Origin of the sequence: Oribacterium sp. FC2011, assembly GCF_000701645.1 — a bacterium.
In the GTDB taxonomy this organism is placed as follows: domain Bacteria; phylum Bacillota; class Clostridia; order Lachnospirales; family Lachnospiraceae; genus Oribacterium.
This window is the reverse complement of record NZ_JNJM01000016.1, coordinates 17,955-39,773: the sequence shown is the minus strand read 5'-3', so window position 1 is coordinate 39,773 and position 21,819 is coordinate 17,955. Positions and strand designations below refer to the sequence as shown.

Annotated in this window: 15 protein-coding genes, 4 tRNA genes and 1 riboswitch; of the genes, 5 read left to right on the top strand and 14 right to left on the bottom strand. The window is 44.7% G+C overall.

Features of this window, described 5'->3' with window-relative positions; all coding sequences use genetic code 11:
- The first annotated feature begins 61 nt into the window (after positions 1-61).
- A complete protein-coding gene (locus T357_RS20435; RefSeq protein WP_031553544.1) occupies positions 62-673 on the top strand; it encodes a DUF5640 domain-containing protein in 612 nt (203 codons plus the stop codon).
- A gap of 86 nt (positions 674-759) precedes the next feature.
- Here T357_RS20435 and T357_RS20430 read toward each other — a convergent pair whose 3' ends face one another.
- The 14 genes from T357_RS20430 to uxuA all read right to left on the bottom strand — a co-directional run bounded on the left by T357_RS20430 (position 760) and on the right by uxuA (position 15,673).
- The gene (locus T357_RS20430; protein WP_049962428.1) at positions 760-3,480 is read right to left on the bottom strand and encodes a mechanosensitive ion channel family protein; all 2,721 of its coding nucleotides are present in this window, start codon (positions 3,478-3,480) and stop codon (positions 760-762) included.
- Positions 3,481-3,604: 124 nt separating this feature from the next.
- Positions 3,605-3,868 (bottom strand): PepSY domain-containing protein, encoded by a 264-nt coding sequence (locus tag T357_RS19375; RefSeq protein WP_031553542.1) that lies wholly within the window; start codon positions 3,866-3,868, stop codon positions 3,605-3,607.
- A gap of 75 nt (positions 3,869-3,943) precedes the next feature.
- Positions 3,944-6,121 carry an ATP-binding cassette domain-containing protein gene (locus tag T357_RS0113240; protein ID WP_031553539.1) on the bottom strand — a complete coding sequence of 726 codons (2,178 nt, stop codon included), beginning with the start codon at positions 6,119-6,121 and terminating at the stop codon, positions 3,944-3,946.
- An 11-nt stretch (positions 6,122-6,132) separates the two neighbouring features.
- Complete coding sequence (locus T357_RS0113235; protein WP_044916970.1) at positions 6,133-8,313, bottom strand: NHLP family bacteriocin export ABC transporter peptidase/permease/ATPase subunit; 2,181 nt, start codon at positions 8,311-8,313, stop codon at positions 6,133-6,135.
- Positions 8,314-8,322: 9 nt separating this feature from the next.
- The gene (locus tag T357_RS0113230) at positions 8,323-8,739 is read right to left on the bottom strand and encodes a hypothetical protein (RefSeq protein WP_031553533.1); all 417 of its coding nucleotides are present in this window, start codon (positions 8,737-8,739) and stop codon (positions 8,323-8,325) included.
- A gap of 145 nt (positions 8,740-8,884) precedes the next feature.
- Entirely contained in the window at positions 8,885-9,814 is a 930-nt protein-coding gene (locus tag T357_RS0113225) for an EAL domain-containing protein (protein WP_049962427.1), read from the bottom strand.
- 141 nt (positions 9,815-9,955) lie between these two features.
- Positions 9,956-10,028, bottom strand: a tRNA-Lys gene (locus tag T357_RS0113220).
- A 5-nt stretch (positions 10,029-10,033) separates the two neighbouring features.
- Positions 10,034-10,105 (bottom strand) — tRNA-Gln (locus T357_RS0113215).
- A gap of 20 nt (positions 10,106-10,125) precedes the next feature.
- A tRNA-His gene (locus T357_RS0113210) sits at positions 10,126-10,199 on the bottom strand.
- A gap of 52 nt (positions 10,200-10,251) precedes the next feature.
- Positions 10,252-10,325 (bottom strand) — tRNA-Arg (locus T357_RS0113205).
- Between the two features lie 201 nt (positions 10,326-10,526).
- Positions 10,527-11,159 (bottom strand): bifunctional 4-hydroxy-2-oxoglutarate aldolase/2-dehydro-3-deoxy-phosphogluconate aldolase, encoded by a 633-nt coding sequence (locus T357_RS0113200; RefSeq protein WP_031553527.1) that lies wholly within the window; start codon positions 11,157-11,159, stop codon positions 10,527-10,529.
- 295 nt (positions 11,160-11,454) lie between these two features.
- Entirely contained in the window at positions 11,455-12,639 is a 1,185-nt protein-coding gene (rdgB, locus tag T357_RS0113195) for an RdgB/HAM1 family non-canonical purine NTP pyrophosphatase (protein WP_031553525.1), read from the bottom strand.
- Between the two features lie 315 nt (positions 12,640-12,954).
- The gene (locus T357_RS0113190; RefSeq protein ID WP_031553522.1) at positions 12,955-14,565 is read right to left on the bottom strand and encodes a mannitol dehydrogenase family protein; all 1,611 of its coding nucleotides are present in this window, start codon (positions 14,563-14,565) and stop codon (positions 12,955-12,957) included.
- Between the two features lies 1 nt (position 14,566).
- A complete protein-coding gene (gene uxuA / locus T357_RS0113185) occupies positions 14,567-15,673 on the bottom strand; it encodes a mannonate dehydratase (protein WP_031553519.1) in 1,107 nt (368 codons plus the stop codon).
- 356 nt (positions 15,674-16,029) lie between these two features.
- On the opposite strand from uxuA, the gene T357_RS0113180 reads away from it, so the two are divergent.
- The 4 genes from T357_RS0113180 to T357_RS0113160 all read left to right on the top strand — a co-directional run bounded on the left by T357_RS0113180 (position 16,030) and on the right by T357_RS0113160 (position 21,803).
- Complete coding sequence (locus tag T357_RS0113180) at positions 16,030-16,743, top strand: GntR family transcriptional regulator (RefSeq protein ID WP_049962426.1); 714 nt, start codon at positions 16,030-16,032, stop codon at positions 16,741-16,743.
- Positions 16,744-17,008: 265 nt separating this feature from the next.
- Positions 17,009-17,782 (top strand): SDR family oxidoreductase, encoded by a 774-nt coding sequence (locus T357_RS0113175; protein ID WP_330373129.1) that lies wholly within the window; start codon positions 17,009-17,011, stop codon positions 17,780-17,782.
- Positions 17,783-18,262: 480 nt separating this feature from the next.
- Positions 18,263-19,942, top strand: a complete 1,680-nt coding sequence (locus T357_RS0113165; RefSeq protein ID WP_031553512.1) for a sensor domain-containing diguanylate cyclase — start codon at positions 18,263-18,265, stop codon at positions 19,940-19,942.
- 261 nt (positions 19,943-20,203) lie between these two features.
- Positions 20,204-20,309: riboswitch (glycine riboswitch) on the top strand.
- 111 nt (positions 20,310-20,420) lie between these two features.
- The gene (locus T357_RS0113160) at positions 20,421-21,803 is read left to right on the top strand and encodes an alanine/glycine:cation symporter family protein (RefSeq protein ID WP_031553509.1); all 1,383 of its coding nucleotides are present in this window, start codon (positions 20,421-20,423) and stop codon (positions 21,801-21,803) included.
- Positions 21,804-21,819: the final 16 nt, after the last annotated feature.

Sequence of the window (21,819 nt, the reverse complement as noted above, 5' to 3'; positions counted from 1 at the left end):
GGAAAGATTCTTATCAAAACTATTTGTGCTGCAAAGTGAATGCGGCGGAACGGAGATTCATATGAGAAAGCTGACGATAAAACTAGCAAGCTTAACCCTTGCCGCGATACTGCTTCTTTCTGCAGTGTCACTCTCCTCCTTTGCTGAAAACGGGGCTGATACACAGACCGGTACAGATATAGAAGCATCTATAAACGATACTCTAGGAAATGAAGCTGAAACGGATAAAGAAACCGACATCGTAAGTGATATGGAAACCGGCTCTGATATAAAATCAGAGTCGGCAACCCCGTCAGAAATAGTGAAGATTGATGAATCCGATGATGAAGGATTGTCAGAACAAGAGGCCACTCCCTCTGAAATCAAAAAGCATAGCGCAAAGGTAGCCACTCCCTCCACCATAAGCAAGGAAACCCTCGAAGACCTCACCGGAGACTGGAGCCTTGACGATGTAACCCGCTATTCCTTCAAGGAAAACGGAAAAGGCACCCTGATACTCCCGAGACACAAGTATAACTTCCGCTACACCATAGATGCAGAAACTCTGACCCTTGATTTTGAAAACGACAGCATCGACACAGTAACCTTCAACTATTCCATGGTTGACGGAAACCTCCTCCTGGAGCGTTGCGAAGAATTCGGCAGCTCCTATTACGAGCTACATAAGGAGTAGCCGCCGGATATTCAAATATAAAGCTGTTTAGTAAGAAAAAGACACGCGAGGTTGCCCGGAATAAGCAACCTTGCGTGTCTAATTAATTAAGTCTTCTCTTCCTTAGCCTGAATTTCATTCAACTCACAAACCAGATCGATCAGCGAACGATAAACCTGATACGTCAGCATCTCACGGTCCTTCTCAAGACATTCAAAAGCGATACGCGCCTTGAAGCCCCCAAGCTTACCGGTGTAGGGATTCTTCTCAGGCAGCTTGGAAACACCCCAGTACTCAGGCTCCCCGATAATCTTCGGATATTTCTCGGGCAGCAGCTTCAGAGCCTCTGTGATGATCACCTCACCATCATCACGACCAATGGAACGACTGATGGGAATATCAACGATCACAACCGAATTAACACGACTCTGATTAGTAAGATCCTTTATGGCACTATTGTTAATGATCTTCACATCATGGTTATCATCATCCATGATCTTAGTAGTACGCATGCTTATGTCTGTGACGTAACCTCTGAAACCATCGATCACAACAATATCTCCTACAGTGTAATCCCCCTCGAAAATAATAAAAATTCCTGCCAGCACATCCGCGATAAGACTGTTTGCACCCAAAGTAAAGATCAAGGCTGTTGCCCCTACACCTCCAATAAGAGTCGTAGTATTGACACCGAACATGGAAAGAGCATAGATGATCAGAACGATGGTTCCCACATAAGTAAGACCACTATCGATAAGCCTGCAGATAGTCATACCCTTGGGACTTAGGTATTTGCCAAGCCTTATAAGAATGATGTCTATCAGACGCTGTGCTGCAAAGACAACACTGGCAAGCATTATACAGGTAGTGATGGTTGTGGCATTAATGCCACGGCTCCAGGTTCCGCGGACAATATTATAGGTCAATCCGGCAGTATTACCATTTGTGGAAATAAACAGCACCGAAGATAAAAGAAATACAGCTATCATGAAGTTCTGAACGTATTCAAGAAGCACAGGATATTCGCTCCTTGAAGTATAGAACTCCTCCTGATTTCCTGAAATGAAAGCCTGTTTCTGATATCTGAATGTATGCTTCACCAGAGGTTGATATACCATGAACATAGTCAGAGCCGACAGTAAAAGGGTCAGGATCAGAACACCCTCCAGAAAAACTAACGCTGATTCATTTTCACTGCCTACGATCACAAAACAGTCGCCATAGGAAAAAACAACAGAATAGCATTTATTGCTTTCAAAGCCGACTATTCCTTCATAACCGTCATACAGCAGCTCTGTATGGATTCCGTGATCCTTTGCCAGGTCTCCTACCCAGTTTTTCCAGGTGCTGGCGATTATCCTGCCATCGGTTGTCTTTTCCACCGCCACAGAATGTAAGGTGTCCAGTATATGAAGATCTCCGATGATTTCCCTGATTCCGGTTTCTTTCTGAAGCTCCCTGAGCTGACGCTCTTCTGCAGACAGCTCCACCCATCCGGTGGTTTTTCCCTTGTCATCCTCCATGAGTGCCCTGTAATACCTGATAGAGGAGTCATCCGTGGACTCAGGAGACCATTGTGAATTCTTACCCGGCTGTGATAGTTGGCTTTCGGCAGAAGTGTATTTCATGCCTTTATCAACTGCATTATGAAGCAATTCGTCTGTGGAAATCAGTTTCCCTTCGGTATTGAATACCCGGATGCCGGCACCGCCAAGGGAGTGGTCCATACTATGGAGCGAATCCACATTGATTAATTTTGGGTTATCCTCAATTAATCTCGCTGCCATTTCCGCCCGATAGAGATACATATTATCAAATTCTCTTTCGATTCTGGCAGCTCTTTCATTTTCCCCCTGCAGTACCTTTTCCAGATATTCTGCCTGGTCTGTTGCACCCTGTTGAGCAAGGTTTACACCGCTTATCATCTGGATTACCAGAACGCTTCCAAGAATAAGTATTCCGGTCATAAACATAGCGGAAACACTTCTTTTTACCGCAAACTTATATTCCTCCCCCTCAGGGATATCAGGCGTATATAAACGGGTCTTCCAGATTACAGAACCGAGAAGGACCATAATGGCGCTTAACAGGAACCAGAGTGCCCAGCTTCTTTTTCGTGCGAAACGGAATAAAACAGCTACTTCGGATACATTGATGACACATTCCTCATTGTCCGAATATGCCGCGCTGTAGATGAGATATTTATTGGACGGTATATTTCCTGTCTTAGGATTCAGCACCACCTTTGTGGCAGTTTTCTGACCATTGTGTCTAGCTTTTTCCGAAAGAGCCACAGGATCAAGTGTACCGTTTGCCAGCATATCATAAATTATGCTTTTTAATGTTTCTTCCTTTTCATCCTGCGGGTAAACAGAAAGATTGCCATCCTGTAAAATACAGATGTATCCGGGAAGACCGGCCTGAAGCTGACTTTGAAGTGAATATTCGGTCTCTGATAAAGCATCCCGTTCATTCTGGATATCATTGGGGAAATCCAGCCGTATATAGCGTCCGTCAGAAATCCTGGCGCAGGCAAAGCCCTGTTCGGAAGATGTATTTTGTCCGCTTATGTCCCGGTAGCTTTCCGGTGAGATCACAGTTGCCTTTTCGGCACGGAGTATATCTTCTATATAAGCAAGTTTTTCCCCTTCGCTTTCGTGCATTTCGTCTGAATCAAAAATGAAGGATGCCTGTTCCGCCCGCTTGTCATAAACCTCTTTCAGCCACCAGTTCCACCACTCTTCTTCTTCCTGAATATGTGAGGCTTTCATTCTCGGATAATCATCCAGCCGCTGGGAAATATAATCCAGGCGGTTGACGGCATTCATCACGCCTCTCACAGGCATTATAAGAAGGAGCGCAAAAAGCGCCCCTATAATTATAATCATCCATATGCGGATGGTTGTGTGCTGAAGACTTGATGGGTCTCCCCAAAAACTTGATTTTTGTTTGTTAGTCGTAGTCCTTTTCATATTTCAGTATTGTTCCGTCTTCTGCATCTACATCAAACTCGTATTCTACGCCGCCCTGGTAGAATTTGACTTCATAAACCTTCTTGCCGTGCTCGTAATCAAGCTCTACAGGCTTGGCAAAATCGATATCGGTACTTTTAAGATTGACATATGCCAAAGCTTTTGCCAATGCTTCATCAGAAGTGATAGCACCTCCTGATACATTCTTTAAAGTCTCATCATTGAGTTTCTCGGGTTTTGACATTTTTTTATCCTCCTTAAAATAATTCTTCAAACCTTTATGGCTTGATAAAATACGATATTCATTGAATCTATTATATCATGTATCAAGTCTCTGACGAGATATAAGCTCCGCAAAAACTCCATTCTTTTTTAGAAGCTCTTCATAGGTTCCTTCCTCTATGAATCTGCCTTCATCCATAACCAGTATACGGTCACAGTTAAGGATGGTTGACAAACGATGGGCTATGACGATACGGGTGCATCTGAGCTTGTCCAGGGCCTCGGCTACCTTCTTTTGCGTGACATTATCAAGAGCTGAGGTTGCTTCGTCAAATATGAGAACCTGAGGGTCTGAGGCTACCGCACGGGCGATTAAAAGCCGCTGTTTCTGACCTCCGGAAATGCCTCCATGTCCCTCTGAAATCTGAGTCTGCATTCCCATGGGGAAGCTCCGAATATCATCAGCTATGCCGGCTATCTCCGCTGCCTTCCAGGCTTCTTCAAGGCTTAAGCCGGGGGATGCCAGGCTGATATTTGTAAAAATATCTCCCTGAATAAGGCTTCCGTCCTGTATCACCGTGCCTATACACCTTCGTACAGAGGAAAGATCCAGGTTTTTCAGGTCCCTGTTGTCATAATAGACGGCACCTCTGTCGGGCTTTTCGAACCCCAGAAGAAGCCGTACCAGAGTGCTTTTTCCGCAGCCGCTGGTTCCTACGATTCCTATGTACTCTCCTGCCGTAATCTTCAGGTTCAGATCATGGATGACGTAAGGCATATCGGGAAGGTAGCGGAAGGATACGTTGGAAAGTTCGATATCCCCCCGGAGCTTCAGTACCTGTTTCCGGTTGACCGCGGACTCGGGTTCTCCTTCCAGGATAGGGGCTGCCATGTCAAGGATCGGCCGTATCCCTGCTACGGAAAGAGTTATTCCCGCAAAGGAAGTGATGGCTGCCATCAGCGCCCCGTAGGCTGCATTAAAAGCGATATACTCGGAAGGAGTCACGCCGCTTTTGACAGCTATATAAAACAGAGTTATGGTCCCGGCCAGATTGACAGCAGCTGAGATTGCCTGACCGCCTCTGATGGCCAGCGGAGGGTTATAGACAAGCTTCGCGGTATCCGCATATACATGTCCCCATTTGGCAAAGGCTCTTTTTTCTGCACCGGAAAGTCGTATCTTCTGAACGCCGCTTATCAGTGAGAAGCTTATGCTGTTTTCATTAGCGGCGCTTTCCATTATCCGGTAACTGTGGCGAAGCTGTATCAATCCCGTCACTATGCTGATGATGATCCCTGCCAACATGAGGATGATGGCGGGCAGCACCAGGGCTCTTGTGAAACGGAAAATCTGTGCGATGTACATAAGCGAAAAAAGAGCGCTTATCCCCAGGGAAAAAACATTTCCGAACAGAAGGCCGAAGACCTGTCCCACTGTGTTATAACGGCTGACCAGTTCACCGGAGGTATGATTCCGGAAGAAGCCTGCCGGCATATTCATTACCCTCATCATCATGGCGGCATCCAGTGAAAACGAGGTTTTAATGCTTATGCGATCCATCATCAGCTGACGACCCATGGATATGAGACCGGAAGCTGAGATGACTGAAAACATAAAGACTGCTGTACCTGTAAGAAGTGACAGGTTTCCGCTTTCCGGTATAAATCCGGTAAGTGCCCTGGTCAGATTCGTCATCAAAAGTCCCAGTAGTGTCACGCAAAGTGAAAGGAATATAAGCACCATATAATCACTAAGGTCAAGACAATCACTGAGGTAAAAAAAGAGGTCAGTAACACCGAGTCTTCCGTTGGGAAGAGGGTTATAAAAACACAGGGCTCTGTCTTTGAAACAGGCCGAGGTATCACTGTTAACCTTGACGCGTTTTCCTGTTTCCGGGTCGTAAAAGCTGTATCCGAAAAAGGCTCCCGGTATCAGTGCCGCGGGGGTGTTGTCCTCCTTCCTAAAGGCAAGCACCGGTCCCATGGAATCCCTGTACCAGTTCCTGTAAAGCTGTATTTCGCGACTCATGAGTCCTGAGGAGCGTGTGGAATACGACAGCTGTTCATCCGGATCCGTAATATCTGCCGGGATTTCAACCGGCTTTTTATGATAATATTTCAGGATTTCTTCCATGGCCTCCGCAGGTGTGGTCTCGTCGTCATCCTGTTCCGTCTGTTTTCCCAGGATTGAGGAAGCTATGTGCCGGAGAGACTCGTCCATGGCCGTCTGATCCGATTTTATACGTTGAGAGATCTGTTCACCAAACCAGCTCATCTCTTCTCCTTTCAACCGTTTTTGATCAAACGGGAATAAGCACCTTCCATTGACATCAACTGTTCATGGGTTCCGCGTTCTGCCACTCTTCCATCCTCAAGTACTATGATTTCGTCACAGTCCCTTATGGTGGACAGACGATGGGCTATGATGATAAGAGTGATGCCCCTGTCCTTTATCGCTTTCACGAGCTCAGCTTCTGTTTTGGCATCAAGGGCAGAGGTTGCTTCATCCATTATCATGATGGAGGGATCCTGGGCAAGAGCCCGGGCTATCTCCAGCCTTTGTCTCTGACCGCCGGAAAAATCCCTGCCGTTCTCTGCCATCTTTCTGTAAAAGCCGCCTTCCCGGGCCATGATATCATCGTAAATCTGAGCATCTCTGGCAGCCAGTATCATCTCGAAGTCCTCTATGGAGTTATCCCACATCTTGATGTTATCGGCTATGGTGTCATCAAAGAGAACTATGTCCTGATCAACCACTGCCACAGAACCGGTGAAAACATTGCGATTTATGTAAGAGGCTTCATTTCCGTCAAAAAGTATTTCTCCGCTCCAGGGACGATACAGTCCGGATATAAGCTTTGATAATGTTGACTTGCCTGAGCCGGAGGCGCCCACCAGAGCTACACTGCCTCCCTTTTTCACATGCATGGAAAAATCCTTTATCAAAGGATCCTCCAGGGGTGAATATCCGAAAACGATGTTTCTTAATTCGACATCTCCGGTAAGCTTTGATGATTTGCTACTTGTGGAATCCGGCATCATCGAAAAAACCGGATCCTCGGGATATTGCATAACATCCTCCACGCGTTCCATATCCGTACGCATTTCCTGAAGACCGTTTGCTGTGGAAATGATCTCCCTGGCGGGACTCATGAAGGAAGCTAAAAATCCCTGGAACAGCAAAATGGTTCCCAGAGTAAACCTGCCCTGCATGGTGAGCAGGACGCCGAGAATCAGAACCAGGGCATTGGCGGATGCTGAAAGGATCGTGGATATCAGCATACCGAAACGGTTCATTCTTATAAAACGGACAGTCTGTGCATTAACTGATGCCTGAAGACCTGCCCATTTTTGGAAAAAACCGGTTTCTGAACCGCTGGCTTTAATGGTCTCTATCATATGTATGCCGGATATGGTGGAAGCCGCAAGCTTTCCCTGATCACGGACCTTAACCCTTGCAATATTCACAAGCTTTCCGGTAATGATCCTTGAAACTATCAGGTTTATGAGTATTCCGGTAACACCTATCAGTGTCAGAACCACACTCCACCGAAGCATAAGTACAAGATACAGGATCATCATAAACGTATGCATGATGAGAGGAGTCAGGGTGTTGACAAGGGTTGCTGCAATGGCTGCATTGGTATTCTGCCTTTGCTGCAGGTCACCGGCCAGACGCTGGGAGAAAAAATGTATCGGGAGCTTAAGAAGATTCCACATATACTCACTTTTTCCTATGGCTGCCATCTTTCCGTTCAGCCGGAGGGAGTATACCGACTGTATAAAGCTGACCACTACACCCGCTATACCTGTAAGGGCCAGGATTCCGATAAAGGGATACAGCAGCTCCCGGTTTTCCCCCGTCAGCAGACGGTCGACGAAAAATCTGGTAAATGCAGGGTTTATGATTCCGAACAGGCTGCCTATGGTGGTCGACATGATAACAAATATAAGGGCAATCTGAGTTCCCTTTAACCGGCTTCGGACAAAGCTGTAAATGCTTGGGGGTTCTCCTGAAGGCTTCATTTCCGGCCCCGGGGTTATCTCGAGACATACACCGGTAAAGGAGCTGTCCAGTTCCTCCATGGAAATCCGGATATCTCCTTTTGCGGGATCATTGATCAAAGCGTAATCTCCCCGAAAACCCTTTAATACAACAAAATGATTCAGGTTCCAGTGGAGAATGCAGGGAAGGGTAATGTCTTCTTTCAGATTCTCTATTTCACAACGGAAACCATCAGCAGAAAAACCGTAGTGTCTGGCGGCTGCCAGCAGGTTTTTGGCATTGGAACCGTTACGTGAAACTCCGCAATCAACCCGAACCTTTTCCAGGGGGATCCACTTGTTGTAGTAAGCCATCACCATTGCCAGGGCGGCTGCTCCGCATTCAGGGGTTTCCAATTGCATGATGACCGGAACGTCGGATCTGTGTTTTATTTTTTTATCAGTAACCTTCTTGTCATGCATAACCGGTCCTCAGTTAAAAAGTAGATTCAGTACTTTGGTCTGCTTGAAAACCACCTCCACCTGATAATCACCGTCCGGAAGCTTTGTAGGAGCTTCTGCAAAAAGCTCTCCTTTCTCGTCGGTTCCTATACTGCTTATCCTGCTTTCGGTTTCACCGGCTTTGACAGTCATTCCGCTCTCAACATTATCTGCAATCTTACTGTTTTCAAAATATATGCACATGGAACCGTTTGTGACACGGGCGTTTCCTCTGGCCAGACTGTTAATATCCGTCACGGAGCTCCAGTACAGCATGCCTATGAGCAATAAAAGTACACTTGTCAGTATCAGCCAGACCGAGGGATTTGTAACATGGAGGTATTCGTCAAGATTTTCAGGTGACGAAATCTTTTCCAGGCTTTTTTTTCTGAATAGTGAAGTTTTCATATGAAATCCTTGCTTCGTATAGTTATCAAGCGGCTAAACCGGATGTGTTTTCAGGTGAGTCAGGAGATTTTATAAAAAAACGCGCTTCACCCTTTCAGTTTTATTTCGGCATAAAGCTGTCGGGAAATAAATAAAGGCGGGACATTTATGAAGGAATCAGCTCTTTCCTGCAGAGACTACTGTATTTATTTTCGAAGTCTTTGACGGAAACGGGCTTTGAGAAAAGGTAGCCCTGATAGACATCACATCCCATGGAATTAAGCATTGCAAACTGATTTGGTGTTTCTACACCCTCGGTTACGGTACCTATGCCGAGACGTTTAGCCATAAAGATGATGGAATCCAGAATTATCTCTCCCCGGTCTTCGTTTAAAGACTTACTGAGAAATCCGGTGTCGATCTTTATTACGTCTGCATTAATGTCTTTAAGCATATTAAGTGAAGAGTAACCGCTTCCGAAGTCATCGATCTCGATCAGAAATCCGGCCTTCTTAAGACGCATGATCAAATTGTTTACAATGGAGGGATTTTTTATAATGACAGATTCTGTTATTTCAAGGTGAAGCTTTGATGGATCCACATCATATTTATGTACAAGACCCGTTATCACCTTAAAAACGTCCAGGAGTTCCATATCTTTGGGTGATATATTGATGGAAATGTGGAGGTCCTTAAATTCAGTGTGCTTCCACTTTCGGAGAGTACTGACAGCAAGCTCCCATATGTAAGCATCAAGCTTACTTATAAGATCATACTTTTCAAGGATAGGGATAAATGCATTTGGCGGAATGATGGTGCTTTTGTCTTTTCTCCACCGGACAAGAGCTTCCGCTCCTATAAGGTCTCCTCTGTAATCCATTTGGGGCTGAAGATAGATTCTGAATTCTCTGTTTCTGAGAGCGTTGTTAAAATCTGCAATTATAGCCTTTTCCGGAAGAACATTCTGTACTTTGTCCGGGAAAGATGCTGCTGATTCTTTAAATACATGAATATGTCGTATTTTATCGAAAAACTGACATAGAAAGGGATTTAAAGCCATGTTGCCAAAGCTAAAATAAGCATAGTTGTGTATCATATATTTTTCCTTACTTTTTATGTTGGATTAATTATCGGGGGTTGATTTTTGACCGGATATTATGAAGATATCGGGATAAAAAAGAATTTTTGAAATAAAAAAAACTTGATGAATCAATCATCAAGGTAAATACATAAGAGATGAGGCTGACGGGATTCGAACTCGCGACAACTTGATTAAAAGTCAAGTGCTCTACCGACTGAGCTACAGCCTCATGAACAGGGCCAGTTGGATTCGAACCAACGAATGCAGGCGTCAAAGGCCTGTGCCTTACCGCTTGGCGATAGCCCCACTTTAGCCTGCTGGCTAAGGGTGGGTACCGGAACTCGAATCCGGGATCTCCAGAACCACAATCTGGCGCGATAACCAACTACGCTATACCCACCATATTACGGTCGCTTAAGCGAACCAATGTAATTCTCTTTTAGAAAGAGAAATGAGCCAGAAGGGATTCGAACCCCCGACCCACGGCTTAGAAGGCCGTTGCTCTATCCAGCTGAGCTACTGACTCATTTTGTCGCTCGTTTCAAGCGACTCAGTTATTCTAGCGAATAGCTGATTGAATGTCAACACAAATTTTTGATTTTTTATTTTTATTTTACGAGGGCCTTATCAGTTCAGGCTGTGACCCATGGGGTCGGGGTGGTAATTCATTTTTTGATGAAATGAAACACTACCACCGTCCCCTGTGTTCACCGCCGAAACAGCCTTATCAGTGTGTAAGATCGTATGCTTCACGGCAAAGCTTTGCGATTCCGTCCCAATCCTTTGCTGCTACCATATCCTTCTTGCATACCCATGTTCCGCCAACGCTGATGATCTTGTCGAAACCGAGATACTCGTTAACATTATCAACACTTACTCCGCCTGTAGGCATGAACTTGAGCTGAGGGAATACGCTGGCAAGTGACTTGATGGTCTTAAGTCCGCCGTAGTTTCCTGCAGGGAAGAACTTAACCATAGGAAGGTTGTATCTTAATGCGTTTGTGATATCTGTAGGAGTACATGTTCCAGGGCAGTAAGCTACACCGTGTCCGATAGCGCACTGTGCTACCTCATCTGAGAATGAAGGTGCAACGATGAACTGAGCGCCTGCATTGATGGCACGTGTGCACTGCTCACGATCAAGGATGGTTCCTGCACCGACAACAACATTTGGACACTCCTTAGCGATACGTGCGATGGCTTCTGCTGCGGCAGGTGTTCTGAAAGTAACCTCAGCCATAGGAAGCTTTCCGGCCTCAAGAGCCTTTGCAAGAGGAACTGCATCCTCAACATCATCGATAACTACTACAGGACAAACCTTGATCTCTGCAAGCTTAGCCATAAAATCTTGTTGTGTCATAACATATCTCCTTTATTTTCAATAAAAAAACTTATCATATGCGGTAATGCACGGGGGATTGGCATTACCTTGGTATACATTTAATTGTAACCGCTTACATTTTTGTATTATATAGGATTATCGTCCGGCTTACAAGAGGGAATTTACTATATTATTAAAGAATGAATATGTGCCGGCAGTGGCATTACTCACCGGCAAGAATCGTCCCGGCACCGGCGGGGATCGTCCCTGCCGGTGCCGGGTAAAAAAGGGGAAACGCCGTAAAAGCGTTTCCCCCAATAGGTTTTTTGAAACATCAGTGGAGCTTCAGGTAAACCTGGTGGTAAGTCAGCTCCCCTTCTTCGCTTACGTCCACTACCATATAGGACGGACGTCTGTCAGACTGTCTCGGGTAACTGATGGAACCAGGATTTATACAGGTTACGCCGTTGATCTCCCTGAGATAAGGTCTGTGAGTGTGACCGAACATTGCGATATCGCAGCCCCGGGCCCTGGCTTCTTCTGTAAGCTGGGTAAGGTCCATTCCGACTCCGTAGTAGTGTCCGTGGGTGAGGAAGCATTTGTGCTTTCCCAGAGTGATCACCTGCTCTCTCGGAAGTTCGGTAAAAAAGTCATTATTGCCCTGGACAAAGTAGCATTCAACACCGTCACCGGCATATTGCTTTATCATATGCTCGGTTCCCTCGGAGTCTCCGAGATGTATGAGATAATCAATCATTCCGAGTCTTTTCAGAACATCTTTAAGATTGTCATCCTTACGATGAGAATCGCTGACTATCAGGGCTGTCTGAAAGGGGCGGACAAGTCCGCTGCCCTCCTTTTTCTCGGAAAACGCACCGCTGTTAATTCCTTTTTCTCTGTCTTCCCCGATAACACGCTTTAAAAGCTCCCGCATAGCTCTCAGGGCTTTTCCTCTGTGGGACATGCTGTTTTTCTCCTCTGCCGTAAGTTCTGCGGAAGTTTTTCCGTATTCGGGAAGATAAAGTATGGGATCGTATCCGAAACCATTGGTTCCCTTAGGCTCTTTTGCTATGAGACCTTCGAATTTTCCTTCCGTATGAAAGACTCTGCCGTCGGCAAATACCGCACAGATGCTGCAGGCAAAGTGTGCTGCTCTCTCCTCCCCTTCTGCAAATCTCAGTTCATGGATGATACGTGCATTTTTTATATCATAGGAGGTGTCCTCTCCCAGGTATCTTGCGCTGTAGATGCCCGGCATACCCAGCATGTAATTTACACATAATCCGGAGTCGTCGGACATGATAATGTCATCGTCCTCCAGCATGCCATGAGCCAGCATATAGCTTCTGATCCCGGAAGCCTTAAGCTCGGCATTCTCGGCAAAGGTCTTGCCGGTTTCGACGGGCTCAAAGTCGATTCCCAGCTCGCTCTTTGCAACGATATCCTCAGTTACATCCCCAAGAATCTGCCGGATCTCTTTCATTTTGTTTTTGTTATGGGTGGCAAAAATAATACGCATAATGTCTACTTTCTTTTTCTGTGAGTTTACTGCAGCTTTTGAATCCGGGACCCTTCAGGGAATCCGATAAAGTGGTTCCCCACTTTATGAAATGTCTGCACTTATGTGTACAGTATAAAGGGTGAATTCGCTGCAGCAAAATATAAATATTTTTTCAATAAGTAATCATACCGCAGATACAGCCTAAGATGAAAGTCTTATTTGCTTTTGGAGCTATTATAAATATTGTCGAAGTGAGGATTTCCATAACACAGCAAAACAGGGGAAGGTTCTCGCTGTCGAAAACCTTCCCCTGTGGCACTTTATGGTATTCTATTATCCGAGATATTTAACAAGTGTGGCTCTTACTGCGCCGACACCTGCAATTTCTTCTTTGAAAAGCTCTTCGATTCTCTCTCCGAGACCTACTGAATAGAGGTTTGAGCCAAAGATGTTGACATTGGAAAGAATCGGCTTTAACTTGTCGCCTACAGTATCGGGGTTTCCGAGCTTGATACCGCTGAGCGCCTCTGTAAGTGAATCAAGCATAGGATCTGAGGAACGTTCAAATGCTTCGCCCTTATCATTAACCCCGAGAAGATATCTGAGCCAGCCGGCAATGGCAAGAGGGATAGCCTCGAGCTTCTTTGCATCGCCGTACTTTGCTACATAGCTCTTGATAGTCTCGCCGTAACGGATGCCAACCTTCTGAGAGGTATCGGTTGCGATACGCTGAGGTGTATCAGGCATGAATGGGTTAGGGATACGCTCGTTGATGACTTCATTTACAAATGCCTCGGGGGAAAGGATGCCCGGATCTGTAACTACAGGCATTCCCTCAACAGGTCCGATGCGGTGTACAAGATCCTTGAGCTCCTTATCCTTCATTTCGTCTGCGATAAGATCATATCCGAGAACACAGCCATAAACCGCAAGTGCCGTGTGAAGCGGGTTAAGGCAGGTTGTTACCTTCATTCTCTCCACCTTATTAACGGTGTCACGGTCTGTCATATAAACGCCGGCTTTCTCAAGTGCGGGACGTCCGTTAGGGAATTTGTCCTCGATAACCAGATACTGAGGGCCTTCTGCATTAACAAAAGGTGCAATGTAGGTGCGCTTTGAGGTGATAACAGGCGCCATGTTTTCGATGCCAAGTTTCTCAAGTTCAGCCTCAACAGATTCTGCAGGCCTCGGAGTGATCTTGTCGATCATGGACCAAGGGAAGGCTACGAACTTCTCATCCTTAAGGTAAGCGATGAAATCTGCAGGAACAAAACCCTTCTTCTCCCACTCTTCCGCCATTGTTACGATGGAACTCATAAGCTTCTCGCCGTTGTGTGAGCAGTTGTCGCAGCTTACGATGGCAATAGGATACTTTCCGGCTTTGAAACGCTCGAAAAGAAGTGCTGTCACGATAGCCATGGCTGCACCGGGCTTCTCGGGACCGTTGTCGATATCTGCCTGAACAAACGGGAAATATTCGCCGGAAGCATTCTTGAGAGCATAGCCTTTTTCTGTGATGGTAAAGCTTGCCATCTGGAAATCAGGGTTTGTGAATATTTCCTTGAGACGATTCCAGTCAGCAGGCACCTGAGACTGAGCCTTGATGGCTTCTGTAAGGGAACCGATAACCTGCTTCTCTGTTGAGCCGTCAGCCTTTAATGTTACGCCCAGTACAAGATTGTCGTAAGGATCATAGATTTTGTCCACTACATCGAAGTCAAAGGTCTCTACACAGGTGATTCCCTTGTCAAGAGCACCTTCCTCAATAAGTTTGTCAGCGATTCCGCCGATGAAAATACGGAAAATGTTTCCGATTCCGAAGTGAACCCATACAGGGGACTTCTTTGTATTCTCTGCAACTTTTTCAATGTCATAGGCAGGGAGCTTTACGCCGGCCTTCTGCCATGCTTCTTTATCCTTTAATCCTTCAAGAGTTAAACGCATTTTAGTTTCCTCCAAGTCTCTTCTCGCTCTTCTCGATTGCTTCCCAAAGTCCCTGAATGTATGTAGCGCCGAGGGCTCTGTCATAGAGTCCGTATCCGGGCATTACACCGGGCTTGCCAACCTCATCCCAGATGTTTCTTCCGTGATCAGGTCTGATAGGTCCGTCGAAGCCTGTCTCATAAAGGGCACGAACGATCTCATACATGTCGAAGTTTCCGTCGCTGGAAATGTGGCATGCCTCCTGGAAATCGTAGTTCTCACGGGAAGTATCGTTGAATCTCAGGTTTCTTACGTGAGCGAAATGGATACGGCCCTTAAGTACACGGATCATGTGAGGAAGATCATTCTCAAGGTTTGTGCCGTATGAACCTGAGCAGAAGGTTACACCGTTATGTACATCGTCAACAGCTTTCATAAGACGAAGGATGTTCTCCTCTGAGTTGATGATTCTTGTGAGGCCGAATACTGACCATGCAGGGTCATCCGGGTGGATAGCCATCTTTATATCGTACTTGTTGCAAACAGGCATGATGGCTTTAAGGAAATATACAAGATTCTCAAAAAGCTTCTCGCCGTCAACATTCTTATACATTTCAAAAAGATCCTTAAGCTTGGCCATACGCTCAGGCTCCCAACCGGGAAGAACTGTACCCTGAGACATCTTCTCCATGGATGAAGCAAGGTCGTCCGGGTTGATGGCATCGATAGCCTTCTGGCTATAGGCAAGAACTGTTGATCCGTCAGGATTCTTACGTGCAAGCTCTGTTCTTGTCCAGTCAAATACAGGCATGAAATTGTAGCATACAAGGTGAATGTCTTCCTTGCCGAGATTCTCAAGAGTTTCGATGTAGTTTGCGATGTACTTGTCACGATCCTTGTCGCCAACCTTTATGGAATCACAAACGTTAACTGACTCGATTCCGCTGATGTGAAGACCGGAAGCCTCAACCTCTTCCTTTAATGCGTGGATTCTCTCTTGTGACCATACCTCGCCGGGAGTTGTGTCATAAAGTGTTGTGATAACACCTGTTACTCCGGGAATCTGTCTGATCTGCTGTAAGCTGATAGAATCGAACTTTGAACCATACCAACGAAATGTCATTTCCATAATGAAATTCTCCTTTTTGTATAATGCTTTGATAAGTGAGGAATTAAAACGGCCCTCAAAGTGTATACCAGTTTTTGATGATGCAATAGTAATCCTTTTCGGGAAAAATGTCAACAAAAAAATCATAATCAAATAATCGGTGTTTTATTGAAATACTTTAAAAAGTCAGCATAAATACTGCACCTGGAAAAGCCGGTGCCAGGTTTTTCGATAAATCTGCCATAGGTGCCCGAAGATTTGGTAAAATAACGATTACAAATGTATACTACAACCGGAATTTAGCTTTCGGACTTGATTTAAATCCGGAATTGATTTATTTTTATCTTGTGATTGTATACAAGTTTGAGAGGGATATTATGAATACAGATAATAACATGGTTGAGACTCCCAAATTACCTGAGGAAATACACTATTATTTATGGAACCGGATTGCGACGCTGGAGCTTCGTCCCGGGGTGAAACTCAGTGAACTTGGTCTTGCCGAACAGTTCAACTGCAGCCGCATACCGGTGAGGGAAGCTGTCAGACGTCTTAATATAGAAGGCGCTCTTGAATCCCAGCCTCAAAGGGGCAGCTTTGTAAGTAAGATCAATCTTGATAAGGTCAGAAAAGTAAGATATCTAAGGGAAGTTCTTGAAACCAGAGTGGTTCTGGATGCTTTTGATGCCGGACTGCTGGATCCGCTGGTACCTCTTCTTCGTGGCATGATCAACGATCAGAAGACCATGATCTCCTTTAATGAAATGGAGAAACTTACTGAGGCGGATACACTGTTCCATGATTTCTTTTATCATTTGCAGCACAAAGAGTTTGTTCAGGAACATACCGGAAGATATGATATTCATTATATCAGAGCAAGACGCTTTGCACTCGGGGTTGAGAGAAGCGACGATCAGAAATATGATGACAGTATCAATATAGTTTCACAGCATGAACGAATTGTAGATGCTATTGAAAATCATGACAGACAGACACTGGAGGATGAGCTGAGACATCATTTCAGAAACATTAACCATACTCTGGAAAAGGTGTCGGCAAATGAAGAATTTGAAGCTCTTTTTGAGCAATAATATGCCATAACCATCCTAAGCCTGTCTCAATGCTTTTGCCGGAATAAAAAGCGGAATAGACTTTATGAAACGTCATAGTATATAAAAAATACGGATTATTTATCCTTTTTTATATCAAAATTGACCAATTATCAAAAAAATTGTATTATATAGAAGTTGGAGGTTTCGGAGCAGATGTGATCCATTTCGGCTGGAACCTTTAAACACCTATAGTATAACGAGTAAGGAGAATTGGTCGGTAACTGACCGGAAAAGAGGTATGATCATGAAGAATTATTTCGATTTAAAGGGAAACGTTGCAATTGTTACAGGCTGCTCAACAGGACTTGGCGTTCAGATGGCAAAGGCACTTGCAAATCAGGGTTGTAATATAGTTCCCGTTGCCCGTCGTCAAGAGTTGATTGAAGATGTTGCAAAGGAACTCACAAAGGAATACGGCGTTGAAACATTTCCTGTAAGATGTGATATCACAGATACCAATATGGTTGAGGAGCTTGTTGATAAGGTTCTGGAGAAATTCGGAAAGATCGATATAGTTATCAATAATGCAGGTACCGGTGCTGTTGCTCCTGCTGAAGATATCACAGATGAACAGTTTGCCAATGAAGTAAACATTGACCTCTTCGGTTCATTCAAGGTTGCACGTGCCGTTGCAAAGAAGGCAATGATCCCGGCAGGTTACGGACGTATCATAAATATCGCTTCCATGTATGGTCTTGTTGGCAACAAGATCGCACCCGCAAGCCCATATCATGCTGCAAAGGGCGGCGTTGTTAACCTTACCAGAGCACTTGCTGCTGAGTGGGGCAAGCACGGTATCACAGTTAATGCTATCTGCCCGGGTTATTTCTGGACACCGCTCACACAGGAGACTCTTGATTCAGACTGGTTCAAGGAGTACGCAAAGGGAGCTATCCCTATGGAGCGTTACGGTAAGGAAGGCGAGCTTGATTCTACAGCTATTTTCCTTGCATCACCTGCTTCAACATACGTTAACGGCGTTATGATTCCGGTTGACGGTGGTTATACATGTATCTAATGTAAATCAGTATTTCATAAAAAACAGGTTTTCTATCATCAGGAAGCCTGTTTTTTATATCTCAAGTCTTCAAATGTTTATATGACTGCGCCCCGAACCGGGGGCCTGCGGTGAGCAGGAGCCACCGGAGACGGTTTTCGCCGGAGAGAACCGTCCACGGTGGATTTCCTCTACCTGATTCAATCCTCATCTTCTATTGATTCAATATACTCGTTATACTCCTCTTCGGTCGCGAATCTGATCTTCTGTCCGTTAACAATCCCAACAAAACTGTAATTCTCGTAATACATTAAATTACCTCCCTGACTGGACTAATAAAATAAGTGGTTTCTCCGATATATGAAATAAGTGGTCTGAAGAAAAGTATTTTTCTGAGCAGTTCACTTAAATTCCCGCGGAATCTTTTGTTATGGTCATATGATAAACTGCATGGGTGACAAAATTTTGCACATAAGAAGGCAAAGGAGTATAGAAAAGGTTATGAGTAAGGGTCGGGGACCATATATTTCATTACAGACAAAGTTTGCAGCGCTTATACTTGCCTGTACTTTATTTACTGCGTTTATCATCGGAGGTGTGGGTTTGGCATCTTCCGTGTCCATACTGGATGAGGATTCGGCCAGGATCATGGAGCTTACTGTCAGTGATGCTGCCAATTATCTCAATAATGCATTGAGAAATATGGCAGAATGCGTAGACGAAGGTTCTTTATATGCCTCAACAAAGCTTATAAACATAGACAGCTTTAAAGATGCATACTACAGGGAGAGTTACCTTCAGGAGATGCGGAATGTATTGAATTTCCTGGTAGATAATGATAAATGGATCTACAGTTACTATCTGCAGCTGGATCCTGAAATCTGCAGTGGTGAAAATGCCTTTTGTTACCGGAAATCAGTTGCCGGCGGAACCTTCACGCTTGTGGATCCGGTTAATATTTCGGATTATAACGAGGATGATCCCAAGGTCAACTGGTATTATCTTGCAAAAGAACAAAAAGTTGGTGTCTGGACAAATGTAAAATATGATCCTGAACTGGAAATAAATAAGATTTCATATATTGAGCCTCTGTTTAAAGGGGGAACATTTATAGGCGCCATAGGAATGGACATAGATTTTTCCGACATTATTGAGTATATAGACAATATACAGCCCTACGAAGGAAGTGCCACTTTCCTTTTGAGCAATAAAGGAACTATCATTTATCATAAGTTTCTGGAGACAGGAACGAATCTTGGGTCTATCAACAGTGACTTTACAAAGATCTCCCAGCAGATAAGAACCGAAAATAAGAATGATCATCTTATCACTTATGAGTACAGAGGTGAAACAAGAAAGCTTAACTGGAGAACCCTGAACAATAATATGAAGCTGGTTCTCACTACTCCCCTTAAGTCGATTCTTGCAGCAAGAAGCAAGCTTACCACACGTATCGTGGCTGCTGCCCTGCTTATAAGTATGCTGTTTTTTGTGCTGACAATGAATCTGGTTTACCGGATCATCAGACCTATTCAAAAGCTAAGGGTATCAGCCTCAAGGATTGCAGAGGGAGATCTGGAGGTTGATCTGCATCCCGAGTCCAATGATGAGATCGGGGATCTGACCGTCAGCTTTTCGAAAAACGTAAAGGTATTGAAGAGCTATGTCGAACAGATAAAGGGAAAAGCCTACATTGACCCTTTGACGGGCGTTAAAAGTAAGGCGGCTTATGAGGAGTATATAAAAACAGTTAAAGATGTGATAAAAAACAGAAAAAAGGCATTATCGATCATCGTGATCGATATCAATAATCTGAAGATCATAAATGATGCTTACGGTCATGCCATGGGGGATAAATATATCATAAACTGCTGCGGATGTTTTTCGGGAAAGTTTATCAACAGTCCAATGTTCCGTATAGGAGGGGATGAGTTCGTGGTATTTCTTTCGGAATCAAGAGACTATAACGAAAGGTATAATATACTTGAATATCTTGAACATGAAATGAACTATAGAGCTAAAGCCGATATACCTCCGGAAGTTAAGGTTTCTGCTGCTTTTGGCATGGCAGATTTCGATCCCGAAACTTCACCTTCCGGCATGACCTATGATCAGCTTTTCAATATGGCTGACGAAAATATGTATAAAAAGAAAAAAGAAATGAAAGCTGAAAGAGCATAACTAAAAGGCATATAAGCGTTTGCTTATATGCCTTTGCTATATCTATTGATTATAGCATCGGGGTCCTTCTTGACGCATATGCAGTCGGATGATACGCTAATCGGGCAAATAAATATACGTAGAAGTTATTAGAAAAGTGGTTGTTATAATTTCCTGTTTTGCTTAAACAGCATCCCGGAGATAGACATTGAATTGTTTGATATGATAACCTGCCGAAGGAGTAAAACTCTCAGGAGTCTGTAACGGACGGAGACTAATAACGGAGTGGACTCTGGAGAAGCTCTTTTAGAGTGCCGAAGGTGCAAAGGCTCAGGATTTTTCATTGATCCTGCCCCAATCTCTCAGGCAAAAGGACAGAGGATTATATAGTTTTATTCATATCATCGTTGATTTATGCCCTCAGACAGGCATTTTATCAGCCTTTTTCTCTCCCACTTATCTTTGACTTCTCAACATTTCTAAGGGGGAGTTTTTCACAGTGGATAACTTAAACAACATTATCGTTCTTTTGGATGACAAAATCTGGTTTGTTCTTTTGTTCCTTTTGATAGGAAACGGATTGTTTTTCTCTATAAAGACAGGCTTTGTCCAGATCCGAAGATTTCCAAGTGCATGGCATCGTGTATTCGGAAACTTTTCACTTAAGGGTAATGCCAGTGAAAACGACGGGATGAGTTCCTTTCAGGCCCTGGCAACAGCAATTGCTGCCCAGGTAGGAACCGGTAATATCGCAGGCTGCGCTACTGCCCTTGTGGGCGGAGGCCCCGGTGCAATCTTCTGGATGTGGCTGGCTGCCTTCTTTGGTATGGCTACCATATACGGAGAAGCGGTTCTTGCCCAGAAAACAAAAACAAGAGATGAAAACGGCGAAGTTATCGGAGGTCCGGTTTACTACATTCAGGAAGCCTTCAAGGGAAGCTTCGGAAAGATGCTTGCAGTATTTTTCGCAGTTATGACTATCCTGTCCCTGGGAATCATGGGAAATATGGTTCAGTCAAACTCCATAAGCGACGCTTTCTATACAGCCTTCGGAATGCCAAAGTGGGTGGTAGGTATCTTTGTAGCCATCATCTCAGCCTTTATCTTTGTCGGCGGAATCAGCCGTATCGCATCCTTTACCGAAAAGGTTGTTCCTTTTATGGCAGGACTTTATGTGGTTGCCGCTGTGATAATGCTTATCATAAATCACGCGAATGTTATCCCCGCAATCGTATCAATCTTCAGAGGTGCTTTCCAGCCTCAGGCCGTAGTTGGTGCCGGAGCCGGAATCGCTGTTCGTCAGGTTATGCGTCTGGGCGTTGCCCGCGGACTTTTCTCAAATGAAGCAGGTATGGGTTCAACTCCTCACGCACATGCACTTGCAATTGTTAACCGCCCTCAGGAGCAGGGTGAGGTTGCCATGGTAGGTGTATTCATTGACACATTTATCGTTCTTACACTTACAGCACTTGTTATCCTTTCTTCAGGTGTTCTCGGAACCGAAGTACTTTACGCAGGTGATATCACCGGAACTCCTGTTGCCCAGCTTGCATTTACTACAGGCTTTGGCGGATTCGGTCCGATGTTCGTAGCTATATGTCTTCTGTTCTTCGCCTTTTCAACCATCATCGGATGGTTCTTATTTGCAAGACAGAACATCACATTCCTTTTTGGAAAGAAGGCAATCATTCCATTTGCCGTTATCGATGTAGTATTTATCTTCGCAGGCTCCCTCCTGAAGGTTGACCTGGTTTGGAACATGCAGGACCTCTTTAACGGTGTCATGGTCATCCCCAACATCATCGGCCTCATCGCCCTCTCCGGCGAAGTCGCAAAGATGTCAAGGATGAATTCGGATGACAAAAAAGAAGCAAAAAAATAGCATAACAGATATACAG